At 65.4% G+C, this 14,619-nt stretch carries 13 protein-coding genes; 7 read left to right on the top strand and 6 right to left on the bottom strand.

Annotated elements, in window-relative coordinates:
• Positions 1–75 precede the first annotated feature (75 nt).
• The 6 genes from FBY30_RS17800 to FBY30_RS17775 all read left to right on the top strand — a co-directional run bounded on the left by FBY30_RS17800 (position 76) and on the right by FBY30_RS17775 (position 4,939).
• On the top strand, positions 76–702 hold the full coding sequence (locus FBY30_RS17800; protein WP_142133915.1) for a superoxide dismutase: 627 nt from the start codon (positions 76–78) through the stop codon (positions 700–702).
• A gap of 259 nt (positions 703–961) precedes the next feature.
• Positions 962–1,972, top strand: coding sequence for a type I glyceraldehyde-3-phosphate dehydrogenase (gene gap / locus FBY30_RS17795; protein WP_142133914.1), 1,011 nt, complete (start codon positions 962–964; stop codon positions 1,970–1,972).
• Between the two features lie 10 nt (positions 1,973–1,982).
• Positions 1,983–3,209 (top strand): phosphoglycerate kinase, encoded by a 1,227-nt coding sequence (locus FBY30_RS17790; RefSeq protein ID WP_142133913.1) that lies wholly within the window; start codon positions 1,983–1,985, stop codon positions 3,207–3,209.
• Between the two features lie 83 nt (positions 3,210–3,292).
• Positions 3,293–4,108 (top strand): triose-phosphate isomerase, encoded by an 816-nt coding sequence (gene tpiA, locus FBY30_RS17785; RefSeq protein ID WP_142133912.1) that lies wholly within the window; start codon positions 3,293–3,295, stop codon positions 4,106–4,108.
• A 48-nt stretch (positions 4,109–4,156) separates the two neighbouring features.
• Positions 4,157–4,411, top strand: coding sequence for a preprotein translocase subunit SecG (gene secG / locus FBY30_RS17780; RefSeq protein ID WP_142133911.1), 255 nt, complete (start codon positions 4,157–4,159; stop codon positions 4,409–4,411).
• Between the two features lie 129 nt (positions 4,412–4,540).
• The gene (locus FBY30_RS17775; protein WP_142133910.1) at positions 4,541–4,939 is read left to right on the top strand and encodes an RNA polymerase-binding protein RbpA; all 399 of its coding nucleotides are present in this window, start codon (positions 4,541–4,543) and stop codon (positions 4,937–4,939) included.
• Here FBY30_RS17775 and pgl read toward each other — a convergent pair.
• From pgl to tkt, 6 genes are read right to left on the bottom strand one after another with little or no spacing between them, the layout of a single operon-like run.
• Positions 4,892–5,662: a 6-phosphogluconolactonase gene (gene pgl / locus FBY30_RS17770; protein ID WP_235009573.1), complete on the bottom strand. Its 771-nt coding sequence runs from the start codon at positions 5,660–5,662 to the stop codon at positions 4,892–4,894. The two genes, FBY30_RS17775 and pgl, sit on opposite strands and share 48 nt — an antisense overlap.
• 37 nt (positions 5,663–5,699) lie before the next feature.
• The gene (locus FBY30_RS17765) at positions 5,700–6,641 is read right to left on the bottom strand and encodes a glucose-6-phosphate dehydrogenase assembly protein OpcA (RefSeq protein ID WP_142133908.1); all 942 of its coding nucleotides are present in this window, start codon (positions 6,639–6,641) and stop codon (positions 5,700–5,702) included.
• Complete coding sequence (gene zwf, locus FBY30_RS17760) at positions 6,638–8,197, bottom strand: glucose-6-phosphate dehydrogenase (RefSeq protein ID WP_142133907.1); 1,560 nt, start codon at positions 8,195–8,197, stop codon at positions 6,638–6,640. Before zwf ends, FBY30_RS17765 begins: the two co-directional genes overlap by 4 nt.
• Before the next feature lie 14 nt (positions 8,198–8,211).
• Positions 8,212–9,843 carry a glucose-6-phosphate isomerase gene (locus FBY30_RS17755; RefSeq protein ID WP_142133906.1) on the bottom strand — a complete coding sequence of 544 codons (1,632 nt, stop codon included), beginning with the start codon at positions 9,841–9,843 and terminating at the stop codon, positions 8,212–8,214.
• A 5-nt stretch (positions 9,844–9,848) separates the two neighbouring features.
• On the bottom strand, positions 9,849–10,964 hold the full coding sequence (tal, locus tag FBY30_RS17750) for a transaldolase (protein WP_142133905.1): 1,116 nt from the start codon (positions 10,962–10,964) through the stop codon (positions 9,849–9,851).
• A 24-nt stretch (positions 10,965–10,988) separates the two neighbouring features.
• On the bottom strand, positions 10,989–13,106 hold the full coding sequence (tkt, locus tag FBY30_RS17745) for a transketolase (RefSeq protein ID WP_142135402.1): 2,118 nt from the start codon (positions 13,104–13,106) through the stop codon (positions 10,989–10,991).
• A gap of 519 nt (positions 13,107–13,625) precedes the next feature.
• On the opposite strand from tkt, the gene FBY30_RS17740 reads away from it, so the two are divergent.
• Positions 13,626–14,582: a heme o synthase gene (locus tag FBY30_RS17740; protein ID WP_142133904.1), complete on the top strand. Its 957-nt coding sequence runs from the start codon at positions 13,626–13,628 to the stop codon at positions 14,580–14,582.
• Positions 14,583–14,619: the final 37 nt, after the last annotated feature.

The raw sequence follows: 14,619 nt of genomic DNA, 5'->3' as shown, positions 1-14,619 counted from the left end.
GGGCACCAGCTGCCCGGATGCACAATCCGAGCGTTACCAAACCGGACCTCCGGGTCCACGATATTGGAGGATTTTGTGACCGAGTACGTATTGCCGGAACTCAGCTACGACTACGCCGCCCTTGAACCGCACATCTCCGCGCGGATCATGGAGCTGCACCACAGCAAGCACCACGCCACCTACGTGGCAGGCGCCAACAACGCCCTGGCCCAGCTGGCCGAGGCACGTGAAAAGGGCGACTTCGCCAACATCAACCGGCTCTCCAAGGACCTCGCGTTCCACACCGGCGGCCACATCAACCACTCGGTGTTCTGGAAGAACCTGTCCCCGGACGGCGGCGACAAGCCCGAAGGTGAGCTGGCTGCCGCAATCGATGACGCGTTCGGCTCCTTTGATGCCTTCCGCGCCCAGTTCTCCGCTGCAGCCCTTGGCCTGCAGGGATCGGGCTGGGGCTTCCTGGCCTACGAGCCCATCGGCGGAAACCTGGTCATCGAGCAGCTCTACGACCAGCAGGGCAACACCGCACTGGGAACCATCCCGCTGCTGATGCTGGACATGTGGGAGCACGCCTTCTACCTGGACTACGTCAACGTCAAGGCCGACTACGTCAAGGCTTTCTGGAACATCGTGAACTGGGCAGATGTTGCCCAGCGCTTCGAGGCAGCACGCACCAACGCCACGGGGCTCATCACCCTCCCGTAGTGACCCGCGTTATACATCGCTGTAACAAACTTCACATTCCGACTTAAAGCAGCCGGGATGTGGACCGTCCGCCCCCGCACTTGCGGGGGCGGACCCAGTTAAACGTAAGATAGGTCACGGAAGGCGGTTAGCCTTCAGCAATGAGGCTGGTCGCCCTCCGTGTAAATCATCTCTGCCCAATGGCGTGCGGGATCTGTTAGTTGGCTTCAACGCCCGCTCAACTAGTAGTGCTTCTCAAAGCACCAAGGAGACTGTAAAAGTGACGACCCGTATTGGTATCAACGGCTTTGGCCGTATCGGCCGCAACTACTTCCGCGCAGCGCTTGCCCAAGGCGCGGACCTGGAGATCGTTGCAGTCAACGACCTCACCAGCCCCGAAGCCCTGGCGCACCTGTTCAAGTACGACTCGGTCGGCGGCCGCCTGAAGGAAACCATCGAGGTCAAGGACGGCAACATCGTCGTCAACGGCAACGTGGTCAAAGTCCTGGCCGAACGCGACCCCGCAAACCTTCCCTGGGGGGAACTGGGCGTGGACATCGTCATCGAATCCACCGGCTTCTTCACCAAGGCGGCCGACGCGCAGAAGCACATCGCCGCCGGCGCCAAGAAGGTCCTGATCTCCGCTCCGGCCTCGGACGAGGACATCACCATCGTGATGGGTGTCAACCACAACCTCTACGACAACGCCAAGCACAACATCATTTCCAACGCATCCTGCACCACCAACTGCCTGGGCCCGCTGGCCAAGGTGGTCAACGACGAATTCGGCATCGAGCGTGGCCTCATGACCACGGTCCACGCCTACACCGCCGACCAGAACCTCCAGGACGGACCGCACAAGGACCTGCGCCGGGCCCGCGCCGCCGCCATCAACATGGTTCCCACCTCCACTGGTGCCGCCAAGGCCATCGGCCTGGTGCTGCCGGAGCTCAAGGGCAAGCTGGACGGCTACGCCATCCGCGTCCCCGTGCCCACCGGCTCCGCCACCGACCTCACCGTCACCGTGTCCCGCGAGACCACCGTCGAGGAAGTCAACGCCGCACTCAAGCGCGCCGCTGAGTCCGAAGAGCTCCAGGGCTTCCTGACCTACACGGACGAGCCCATCGTCTCCTCCGACATCGTGGGCGACCCCGCCTCCTCCATCTTTGACTCCGGCCTGACCAAGGTCATTGGCAACCAGGTCAAGGTTGTTTCCTGGTATGACAACGAATGGGGCTACTCCAACCGCCTCGTCGACCTCACGGAGCTTGTGGCATCCAAGCTGGGCTAGGGTTAGACACATGACATCTCACACCCTCAACGAACTGATCGCTGAAGGTGTCCGCGGGCGGTACATTCTGGTTCGAAGTGACCTGAATGTGCCGCTCGACGGCTCTACAGTCACTGACGACGGCCGCATCAAGGCCTCACTGCCAGTGCTGGCAAAGCTCACGGACGCCGGTGCCCGCGTGCTGGTAACAGCCCACCTTGGACGCCCCAAGGGCGCTCCGGAGGACAAGTACTCCCTGCGGCCCGCAGTGGACCGGCTCGCCGAACTGGCCGGCTTCAAGGTGACCCTTGCGGCCGACACCGTCGGTGATGCCGCCAAGTCTGCGGCGGCATCCCTGCAGGACGGCGAAGCCCTGGTCCTCGAGAACGTCCGCTTCGACGCCCGCGAAACCAGCAAGGACGACGCCGAACGCGGCGCCTTCGCCGATGAGCTGGTTGCCCTGACCGGCAGCAACGGCGCGTACGTGGATGATGCCTTCGGCGCCGTCCACCGCAAGCACGCCAGCGTCTACGACGTCGCCACCCGGCTGCCGTCGTACCAGGGCGACCTGGTGCACACCGAGGTGGAGGTCCTCCGGAAGCTGACCACCGATACCCAGCGCCCTTACGTGGTGGTGCTCGGCGGCTCGAAGGTCTCGGACAAGCTCGCGGTCATCGCCAACCTGATCGGCAAGGCCGACACCATCCTGGTGGGCGGCGGCATGCTGTTCACCTTCCTGGCAGCCCAGGGCCACAAGGTCGCCTCGAGCCTGCTCGAGGAGGACCAGATCCCTGTGGTCCAGGACTACCTGAAGCGGGCCGCTGACGCGGGGACCGTGTTCGTGGTTCCCACGGACGTCGTGGTGGCGGAGAAGTTTGCCGCCGACGCCGCCCACGAAACGGTTGCCGCCGACGCCATCGAAGGCAGCAGCTTCGGCGCCCAAGGCATCGGCCTGGACATCGGACCGGATACCGCTGCCGCCTTTGCTGAACAGATCAAGGGCGCACGCACCGTCTTCTGGAACGGCCCCATGGGCGTCTTCGAGTTCGAGGCATTCTCGGCAGGCACGCGAGCCATCGCCCAGGCCCTGACCGAAACCGACGGCTTCACCGTGGTGGGCGGCGGCGACTCCGCTGCAGCAGTACGCACCCTGGGTTTCGCCGACGACCAGTTCGGCCACATTTCCACGGGCGGCGGCGCCAGCCTGGAATACCTTGAAGGCAAGGAGCTCCCGGGCCTCAGCGTCCTGGACCGGTAGTACGGCCCCGCAGTCCTCCGGCCGGCAGGTTGCCCGCGGCAGCCTGCCGGCCGCACACATATCAAGAATCTTTTGGAGATCACGTGACTACGTCAACGAACGGCGCTTTCGACCGCAAGCCCTTCATCGCGGGCAACTGGAAAATGAACATGGACCACGTGCAGGGCATCACCCTCCTGCAGAAGCTGGCATGGACCCTCTCCGACGCCAAACACGACTACAGCCGCGTTGAGGTGGCCGTCTTCCCGCCGTTCACCGACCTCCGCGGCGTGCAGACCCTGGTCCAGGGCGACGACCTGCAGGTCGCCTACGGCGGCCAGGACCTCTCGCAGTTCGACTCCGGCGCCTACACCGGCGACATTTCGGGTCAGTTCCTGAACAAGCTCGGCTGCAAGTACGTCCTGGTGGGCCACAGCGAACGCCGCACCATCCACAACGAATCCGACGACGTCCTCAATGCCAAGGTCAAAGCGGCCTTCAAGCATGGCGTCATTCCTGTTCTTTGCGTCGGTGAGGGCCTGGAGATCCGCCAGGCCGGAACCCACGTTGACCACACCCTGCAGCAGCTTCGGGCCGGAGTGGCCGGGCTGACCAACGAACAGGCTGCCGAACTGGTGGTAGCGTACGAGCCGGTCTGGGCCATCGGCACTGGCGAGGTGGCCGGGCCGGAGGACGCACAGGAAATGTGTGCCGCCATCCGGGCAGAACTCGAAGGCATCTTCGGCGCCGACGTGGCAGCCAAGACCCGCCTCCTCTACGGCGGTTCGGTCAAGGCCAACAATGCCGCCGCCATCCTGCAGGAGCGCGACGTTGACGGCCTCCTGGTGGGCGGCGCCAGCCTTGACCCGGCGGAGTTTGCTAATATTGTCAGGTTCGAGAGCCACCTGGTCGCGGACTAATTCGCAACCAGCGCACACTCCCGCAAATCCAACTTCCGAAAGGCCGTCGTGGACGTTCTTCATGTCATTCTGCAGATCCTCCTGGGCATCACCAGCCTCCTGCTGACGCTGCTGATCCTCCTGCACAAGGGACGCGGCGGCGGCTTGTCCGATATGTTCGGCGGCGGCATGAGCTCGGGACTCAGCTCTTCAGGGGTGGCAGAACGGAACCTGAACCGCTTCACGATCATCCTGGGCGTCACCTGGGGCGTGGTGATCATCGCACTGGGCCTGATCATGCGTTTCAGCGGCGGGGACTCCTAGGCGCTGGGCAACGACACAAGGTCCTTTCGGCCCTGCCGGCCGCCGGGACTGCCAACTAAACTGTGGCTGACGGAATTCGTCAGCCACAGTTTTTTTGTCGCTGAACGCAGACATGAGGCAGGAGTTGCCATGGTCCACCCAGCATCAGGCTTCCGGGGCACCCGCGCCGGTGTGATCGCAGGCTCCGGCTCGACGCTGCAATCGAATGATGACTCGTCGTCCCAGCCTTTGCCGCGCATCAGGGTGTCTTACTGGTGCGCCAAGGGCCACGAGACCCAGCCCGTATTCCTGAAGATGCCTGAGGACCAGATTCCCAGGACATGGGACTGCAGGCGCTGCGGCGGCACTGCCATCCGTGACAGCCAGGCGGCGGCGCCGGACGACCTCTTCGAGGACGGCTACAAGAGTCACCTGGAATACGTTAAAGAGCGGCGCTCCGGCCAGGACGCCGAAGATGTCCTGGCCGGAGCGCTGGAAAAGCTACGCGCCCGCGGCGTCCTTCCGGACCAGCTGCTGCGGGACACGTGAGGCTGCGTTCTCGTCAATCAGCCACAGGGTGCGGGAGGTGCCTCGGGGGCCTGAGGCAGGCACCTGCACAGGGTTTGCCCCGGCCAAGGCAAGTCCCACTGCCCCAGCCTTGTCCTCGCCTGCCACCACCATCCACACCTCGGCCGCCGTGTTGATGGCGGGAAGGGTAAGGGAGATCCGCAGCGGCGGCGGCTTGGGGGAGTTCCGGACGCCCACCACAGTCCGGTCCTTTTCCCGTATTCCGGCCTGTTCCGGGAACAGCGATGCGATATGGGCATCCGGCCCAACACCGAGCAGCACCACGTCGAGCCGGGGGAGCGATGACGGTTCCTCTGGCCGGTCGTCGGACATGTCCGCCGCATGCTCGGCCGCTGCCGCTTCCCTCAGTTGCCGGGCGTAATCATCCGCGGCCTCCTCGGGAGTGTCGAAGTCGTCAGACGAGCCGGGCGAATGGATGCGTTCCGGGTCCACCGGAATATGCGAGAGCAACGCATCAAACGCCTGCTTCGTGTTGCGGTCCGGATCGGCAGAACCAACAAAGCGTTCGTCACCCCACCAGAAGTTGACTTTGGACCAGTCGACGGCGGGCGCCGCCGGTGAGTCCGCAACGGCCTTCAGCGTGCCGATCCCCACGGTTCCCCCGGTGAGCACCACGGTGGCTTCGCCGTACTTGTCCTGCACATCGACGAGCTTGGTGATCAGTCGTGCAGCGATGGCGGCCATAAGGACGGACGAATCAGGATGGATGCTTACTCGTGGATCAACGCTCACTGGGTCGGACGCTCCTTAGATTGGTACGTGGCAGTCCAATAGTAATCACTTCACCAAACACTTCATCCGGGTCCAGGCGGCGGAGTTCTTCGGCGAGGCAGTCGCGGAGGCTGCGTCGCGGAAGGGAGATCCGCTGGGCCGGCTGGCCCGGCTGGGTCAGTTCCGCCACGGACAGTCCCGGCCGGAAGAGCTGGACGTCGCCGCCCGGGCGGGTGAGCCGGACGCGCCGGATCCCGGTTCCGGCCGGGTCCGCCACGATGGTCACGGGGGCATCCAGGGTCAGGGTGAGCCAGGCCGCGAGCAGGATGGTGGAGGGTGAGTCCGAGGCACCCTCGACGGCGACGGCCGTCACCGGGGACGAATCCACTTCATCAAGGGCTGCAGCAAGTTGGATGCGCCAGTTGGTGAGGCGGGTCCAGGCGAGGTCGGTGTCGCCGGCCTTGTAGGTGCGGTGGATGCGTTCGAGCGCAGCCTGGGGATCGGGTTCGTTCGCGGAGTCGGTGATCCTGCGGTGCGCGATGGCGCCGATGGAGGTTTCGCAGGCGTTCTCGGGGGCGCCGTGCGGCCACCAGGCCACGATGGGCGCGTCCGGCAGCAGCAGCGCTGCGACCAGTGACTCGGATTCGTGTGCCAGCTGGCCGTAGCCGCGCAACACGATGACCTCCGAGGCCCCCGCGTCCCCGCCTACCCGGATCTGCGCGTCCAGCCGGTCCTTGGCGTCTTTCCCGGCGTCGGCGAGCACGATGATGCGGCAGGGGTGTTCGCGGGAGGCGTCGTTCGCGGCCTCGATCGCTTCTTCCTCCAGCCCGGACTTGGTCACCACCACCAGGGTCAGGACCCGGCCCAGGGCTATCACCCCGCCCTGCTCACGCAGGGCCATGAGTTTCTTGGAGACCTTGGACGTGGTGGTATCGGGCAGGTTAACGATCATGGCCTTCTCCAGGTTCGTCCGTCGCGGGCCAGCAGCTCATCAGCGCTGGCGGGGCCCCAGGAGCCGGGGGCGTAAGGTTCGGGCTGTTCGTTCAGCGATGCCCAGTATTCCTCGAACGGGTCAAGGATCTTCCAGGACAGCTCCACTTCCTCATGCCGCGGGAACAACGGCGGCTCACCCAGCAACACATCCAGGATCAACCGCTCGTAGGCCTCGGGGGAGGATTCGGTGAACGAATGCCCGTACCCGAAGTCCATGGTCACGTCCCGGACCTCCATCTGAGTGCCGGGAACCTTGGAGCCGAACCGGATGGTCACGCCTTCGTCAGGCTGGACCCGGATCACCACGGCGTTCTGCCCAAAGTCATCCTCGCCGTGGTCACGGAACAGCAGGTTGGGGGCGCGTTTGAACACCACCGCGATCTCTGTCACCCGCCGCCCCAGGCGCTTGCCGGCGCGCAGGTAGAACGGCACCCCAGACCAGCGGCGGGTGTGGATGTCCACCCGCACTGCCGCGTAGGTTTCCGTGGTGGAGTCGGCCGGGATGCCTTCCTCCTCCAGGTAGCCCAGGACCTGCTCTCCGCCCTGCCAGCCACCGCTGAATTGACCCCGGGCCGAATGGGTGGAGAGGTCTTCGGGGAGTTTGACCGCGGCGAGGACCTTTTCCTTCTCTGCGCGCAGGTCATCGGCGTTGAAGGAAATGGGCTCCTCCATCGCCGTCAGGGCCAGCAGCTGCAGCAGGTGGTTCTGGATCACGTCGCGGGCCGCTCCGACGCCGTCGTAGTATCCTGCCCGGCCGCCGGTGCCGATGTCCTCGGCCATGGTGATCTGGACATGGTCCACGTAGTTGGCGTTCCACAACGGCTCGAACAACTGGTTAGCGAACCGCAGCGCCAAGATGTTTTGAACCGTTTCCTTGCCCAGGTAATGGTCAATCCGGAACACTGCATCCGGCGGGAACACCGACTCCACGATGTCGTTCAGCTTCCGCGCCGATTCCAGGTCGTGGCCGAACGGCTTCTCGATCACCACGCGCCGCCATTTATCCCCTTCGGCCTGCGCCAGGCCGTGCTTGGACAGCTGCCGGCAGACTTGTTCGAACGCCTTGGGCGGGATCGACAGGTAGAACGCGTGATTCCCGCGGGTGCCGCGGACGTCGTCGAGTTCCTTGATCGTCTCGCCGAGCCGCTCAAAGGCTGCGTCGTCGTCGAACTCGCCCTGGACAAACCGGATGCCCTCGGACAACTGGTTCCAGACCGCCTCATCAAACGGCGTCCGGGCGTGAGCCTGCACCGAGGCCTTCACCTCAGCGGCGAAATCCTCCTTGTCCCACTCCCGGCGGGCGAAACCCACCAGCGCAAAACTCGGCGGCAACAGCCCGCGGTTGGCCAAGTCATACACGGCCGGCATCAATTTCTTCCGGGCAAGGTCCCCCGTCACCCCAAACAGCACAAGCGACGACGGACCCGCGATCCGGTTCAAACGACGGTCACGCGGATCACGCAACGGATTACGCGCGCGGCCCGCGCCCTTCCGGCCGTATTCAGTTTCTGGCATGTTGCTTTTGCGCCTTAGCTTTCGGTTGCGGATGCGCGGGTGGACAGTGCAGCGATGACGTCCTGCAGCTGCGCCACGCCGGCGGCACGGTCAGTGAGGTGGAGGCGCAGCACGGGACGGCCGTGTTCGCCCAGGACCTGGGCGTCGCCTGCAGCCTGCGCGGCGATCAACTCGCCGAAGGTGAACGGGCGGTCCGGGATGCCCAAATCCTCGGCTGGAGCGGCGGTGACCTGGAGGAAGACGCCGATGGCCGGACCACCCTTGTGGAACTGGCCGGTGGAGTGCAGGAACCGCGGGCCCCAGCCGAAGGTCACCGGGCGCCCGGTGGCGGCGGCCAGTTCGTCACGGATGCCCTCCAGCCCGGCGAACGCCAGCCGGTCAAAGTAGGCCTGGACGCTCAGGTAGCTGTCGGAGGCGAGCGTGCCCAGCAAGGCCTTGACCGCACCTTCCGCCGTCGCGGCGTCGCCGAGCCAGTCACCGCCGCGCACCTCGATGGCGCCATCAACGAACGCGGCCGGAGTGGGTTCCGGCTGGGCGTCCAGCAGTCCGCGCGCAGCCACCTTGGCAGCCTCGACGTCGGGCTGGTCGAAGGGGTTGATGCCGAGCAGGCGGCCGGCCACGGCGGTGGCGAACTCCCACACCATCATCTGGGTGGCGAGGCCGCCGGCGATGGCAACCTGGTTTTCGCCGAGTTCCACGTCGGCGTCAGCTGCCACAAGCCGGACCACCACGACGTCGGGCGCACCGGACGTGACCTCGGGGGCCTGCGGACCTGCAACCACCGGAAGGATGCCGGTGCCCAGCTTGCCGGTTGATTCGGCGATGAGCTGTTCGGCCCAGTCGGCGAAGCCAACGATGCCGGAGCCGTCTTCGGCGATGACGATCTTGTTCCGCAGCGGACTGGTTCCGCCCAGGGCGGTGCCCAAGGCCAGCCCGATGTTCTCGGGTGCGTCATCGTTGAGGATTTCCGCCGCTTCCTCGGCCTCGTCAAGGAAGGCCTGGATGTCCACGCCGGCCAGGCCGGAGGGGACCAGGCCGAAAGCGGTCAGGGCGGAGTAGCGGCCACCGACGTTGGGGTCGGCGTTGAAGACGGCCCGGTAGCCGGCCTCCCGGGAGGCCTTGTCCAGTGGCGAGCCCGGGTCCGTGACAATGATGATCCGGCTCTTGGCGTCCACGCCGGCCTCGGTGAAGGCCTGCTCGAAGATGCGCCGCTGGGAATCGGTCTCCAGGGTGGAACCGGATTTGGAGGAGACCACGATGGCGGTCTCGGCCAGCCGGTCCGCGAGGGCAGCCCTGACCTGGTCCGGGTCGGTGCTGTCCAGCACTGTCAGCTCGACGCCGGCGGTGCCTGCGATGACCTCGGGGGCCAGTGAGGATCCGCCCATGCCGCAAAGCACGATCCGGCTGACTCCTTCGGCACGCAGGGCATCACGGAGTTCCAGGATGTCCTTGACCAAGGGCTGGGAGACTGTGGCTGCCTCCACCCAGCCGAGGCGGATTGCCGACTCGGACTCCGCGTCGGGACCCCACAGCGTGTGGTCCTTGGCAAAAATCCGCGTGGCAATCCGGTCCTCAACGAGGGCGGAAAGGTGCTGTTCAAGCGCCTTCTGCGCCGCACCGGTGGCGTCGTAGCTGAGAGTGCTCATGGGTGTTAGGAAGCCTTCCGTGCAGAGGCGAGGGCGCCTTCGACGTCGGCCAGCAGTTCTTTCCAGCTGGCCACGAACTTGTCCAGGCCCTCGGTTTCGAGGAGTGCGACGACCTCGTTGTAGGACACGCCAAGCTCTTCCAGGGCGTCGAGCGTGGCGTTGGCGTCATCGTAGGTGCCCTTGATGGTGTCGCCGGTGACCACGCCGTGGTCGTACGTGGCGTCCAGGGTCTTCTCCGGCATGGTGTTCACGACGCCGGGCGCCACCAGTTCGGTGACGTACAGGGTGTCCGGGTAGGCCGGGTCCTTGACACCGGTGGAGGCCCACAGCGGGCGCTGGGGGAGTGCGCCGGCGTCGGCCAGCAGGGCCCAGCGTTCGGTGGCGAAGAGTTCCTCGTAGACCTGGTAGGCCAGGCGGGCGTTTGCCAGACCGGCCTTGCCCTTCAGAGCCTTGGCTTCGTCAGTGCCGATCTTGTCGAGGCGCTTGTCGATTTCGGTGTCCACGCGGGAGACGAAGAACGAGGCGACGGAGTGGATCTTGGAGAGGTCGTGACCGTTTTCCTTGGCCTGTTCCAGTCCGGACTGGAAGGCGTTGATGACCGCGCGGTAGCGCTCCAGGGAGAAGATCAGCGTCACGTTGACGCTGATGCCTTCGGCCAGGGTTGCCGTGATGGCTTCGAGGCCCTCGATGGTCGCCGGGATCTTGATGTGGACGTTGTCCTTGTTGACGCGCTGGGAGAGGTGCTTGGCCTCGGCGATGGTTCCTGCCGTGTCCCACGCGAGGCGCGGGTCCACTTCGATGGAAACGCGCCCGTCCACGCCCTTGGTGGCGGCGGCAACGGGGGCGAACAGGTCGCAGGCATCGGCGACGTCGGTGGTGGTGATCTCGAAGATCGTGTCCTCCACGCTGGCACCTTCTGCTGCCTTGCCGGCAATGATGTGGTCGTAGTCAGTGCCGGACGTGATGGCGGCGTGGAAGATTGACGGGTTGGTGGTCACACCAACCACGTTCTTTTCCTCGATGAGCTTGCGGAGGGTGCCCGTTTCCAGGCGTCCGCGGGAGAGGTCGTCGAGCCAGATGGAAACTCCGGCGTCGGAGAGCTGCTGGGTGGGAGTAGTCATTGCTGTATCTCCTGGAATTTGGGTTTAGGCCTGGGTGGCGGCGAGGGAGTCCTTGGCGGCGGCGGCAACTGCTTCTGCCGTGATGCCGAACTCCTGGAAGAGCCGCTTGTAGTCGGCGGAAGCGCCGTAGTGCTCGAGGCTGACGGAACGGCCGGCGTCGCCGACGAATTCCCGCCAACCCAGGGCCAGTCCTGCTTCAACCGAGACACGTGCCTTGACGGCGGCGGGCAGGACGGATTCGCGGTAGGCGGCGTCCTGCTTCTTGAACCATTCAACACACGGCATGGACACGACCCGCGCTGCGATGCCTTCGGCCTGCAGTGCTTCGCGGGCCTGGACGGCCAGCTGGACCTCGGAACCGGTGGCAATGAGGATGACGTCGGCCGGAACGGTGGCGCCGTCCTTGGATGCCTCGGCCAGGACATAGCCGCCCTTTGCCACGCCCGCGGTGGACGCGAAGGTATCGCCGTCGGCGTCGCCCTCGCCGCGTTCCCAGGTGGGGATGTTCTGGCGGGTTAGGACGATGCCTGCAGGGTTGGCGTGGTTTTCCAGCATGGTCTTCCATGCCGCTGCCACCTCATTGGCGTCGCCGGGGCGGACAACGTCCAGGCCCACGATGGCGCGCAGTGAGGCGAGCTGCTCAACCGGCTGGTGGGTGGGGCCGTCCTCGCCCAGGCCGATGGAGTCGTGGGTCCAGACGTACAGGGACGGCACACCCATCAGGGCGCCGAGGCGGATGGCGGGCCGCTGGTAATCGGAGAAGATCAGGAAGGTGCCGGAGAACGCGCGGGTGTTGCCTGCCAGGGTGATGCCGTTCACGATCGAGGCGGCAGCGTGCTCACGGATACCGAAGTGCAGGACGCGGCCGTAAGGGTTTCCGGACCATGCATCGGTCTGCTTGGAAGCAGGGACGAAGGACGGCGAGTCCTCGATGGTGGTGTTGTTGGACTCGGCGAGGTCGGCCGAACCGCCCCACAGTTCGGGCAGGACCGGGCCGAGTGCGTTCAGGACCTTGCCCGATGCCGCGCGGGTGGAGACGTCCTTGCCGGCCGGGAAGACCGGGAGGGCTGCGTCGACGTCGGCGGGCAGTTCCTGGGCCTCGAGGCGCTGCAGGAGTGCGGCGCCTTCGGGGTTGGCTACCTGCCATGCGGTGAAGGATTCTTCCCATTCCTTGCGCTCCGCGGCGCCGCGCTCCACTACCTGGCGCGCGTGGTCCAGGACTTCCTGGTCCACCTCGAAGGACTTGGCGGGGTCGAAGCCGAGGACTTCCTTCAGTGCGGCGACCTCGTCGCCGCCGAGGGCGGAGCCGTGGATCTTGCCGGTGTTCTGCTTTTTGGGGGCCGGGTAGCCGATGATGGTGCGCAGCGAGATGATGGACGGCTTGGAGGTCTCGGCCTTGGCTGCCAGCAGGGCGCTGTAAAGCTCCTGGACGTCTTCCTTGTATTCGCCGGTGCGGGTCCAGTCCACGCGCTGGGTGTGCCAGCCGTAGGCTTCGTAACGCTTGAGCACATCCTCGGTGAAGGCGATGTCGGTGTTGTCTTCGATGGAGATGTGGTTCTCGTCGTAGATGACCACGAGGTTGCCGAGTTCCTGGTGTCCGGCCAGCGACGAGGCTTCGGCGGTGACGCCTTCCTGGAGGTCGCCGTCGGAGGCGATGACCCAGATGGTGTGGTCGAACGGCGACTGGCCGGCGGGAGCGTCAGCGTCGAACAGGCCGCGCTGGCGGCGCTGGGAGTATGCAAAGCCGACCGAAGATGCCAGACCCTGGCCCAGCGGGCCGGTGGTGATCTCAACGCCGGCTGTGTGCTTGTACTCCGGGTGGCCGGGGGTCAGCGAGCCCCACGTGCGCAGTGCCTCCAGGTCCTTCAGTTCCAGACCGTAGCCGGAGAGGAACAGCTGGATATAGAGGGTCAGCGACGTGTGGCCGGGGGACAGGACGAACCGGTCACGGCCCAGCCACTGCGGATCGCGCGGATCGTGGCGCATCAGCTTCTGGAAGAGAAGGTAGGCGGCCGGGGCCAGGCTCATGGCGGTTCCCGGGTGTCCGTTGCCCACCTTCTCCACGGCGTCGGCGGCCAGGACGCGGATGGTGTCCACCGCCTTCTGGTCCAAGCTGGTCCATGACAGTTCTTGCTCTTCCAAATGTGGCACGAAAACCGGGCCCCTCTCTGTGCTGGCGGCGGCCGTACACCGGATCCGGTTGAGGGCGCCTGTGTGGCGCCCGCTGCGGTGTGTACCAGCCGTCCGCCATCGAAACGTTGATCCTTGCATTCAGTCACGGACAGCAGCGGGAATGCGTATTCCACCGCTTTCTTGCTGCGTGCTGATCTGGTGACAGCTTAGCTCTTATCCATACTCCGGGCGGGCCAAATCTCACGTTATGGACGCAATTTCCCCTTTTGTGAATCACCGTCACGACGCCGTGAGTTAATCTGCTCGAATGGGCGCGTGAGCGATCAAATGCGCATATCGCGGGGCAGGGACACGGCCATCGGCGCGGTATGATATTCGGAGGCCAACGCCGGGCGTGCATCTCTATCGCCGTCCGGGGTTCCCCGGCTGTTGCACGCACCTGATGCATTTCCTTCCTTTGTGCCGTGCCCGGGCCCGGGCCGCACGACCGGAGCTGCACTGCCAGCCTCAAACTGCCACACAGAACGGGTGACTGCCACCGTGAGCACAACAGATACGCCGCTGAAAGCATCCCGGGCCTCGGGCGCCGGGTTTGCCCGTAAGGCCAAGGCGTATCTCGCCCTCACCAAGCCGCGGGTGATCGAGCTGCTCCTGGTCAGCACGCTGCCCACCATGATCTACGCGGAGCGTGGCTTCCCGTCCATCGGGCTGATCCTCGCCACCCTGGTGGGGGGAGCCTTTGCGGCCGGCAGCGCCGGAGCCTTCAACTGCTACATCGACCGGGACATCGACAAGCTGATGCACCGCACGGAAAACAGGCCGCTGGTCACCGGTGAAGTCACCCCGCGCGAGGCGCTGGTGTTCTCATGGCTGCTTGGCGCAGCCGCCATCGCCATCCTCTGGTTCGGTGCCAACCCGCTGTCGGCCTGGCTGGGGCTGGGGGCCATTTTCTTCTACGTGGTCATCTACACCATGATCCTTAAGCGCCGCACCGCGCAGAATATTGTGTGGGGCGGTGCTGCGGGCTGTTTCCCCGTGCTGATTGCGTGGGCCGCCGTGACCAATTCCGTGGAGTGGCCCGCCGTCATCCTGTTCATGGTGATCTTCCTGTGGACCCCGCCGCACTACTGGCCCCTGTCCATGCGCTACGGCGAGGACTACCGGAACGCCAACGTCCCCATGCTTGGCGCCATCGCCGGCGCCAAGGTGGTGTCCGTCCAGGTGGTCCTGTACGCCTGGGCCATGGTGGCCTGCTCGCTGCTGATGATCCCGGCAGGCGGCGCCGGCTGGGTCTATACCCTTACCGCCGTCCTGGCGGGGGCCTGGTTCCTCTATGAGTCCCACGCCCTGTACGGCCGTGCGCAGCGCGAGGACATCCCGGACAAGCGCGCCATGAAGGTGTTCCACGGCTCCATCAGCTACCTGACGCTGCTGTTCATCGCCCTCGCGGTGGACCCTTTTATCGGGCATGCCATCATCGGCTAGCTCCGGCTAGCCATATGGGCTGAAAGGCAGCGGCTTC

Origin of the sequence: Arthrobacter sp. SLBN-83, from assembly GCF_006715285.1 — a bacterium.
GTDB lineage: Bacteria > Actinomycetota > Actinomycetes > Actinomycetales > Micrococcaceae > Arthrobacter.
The sequence above is the reverse complement of the archived record's forward strand: the minus strand, read 5'-3'. Positions and strand labels throughout refer to the sequence as shown.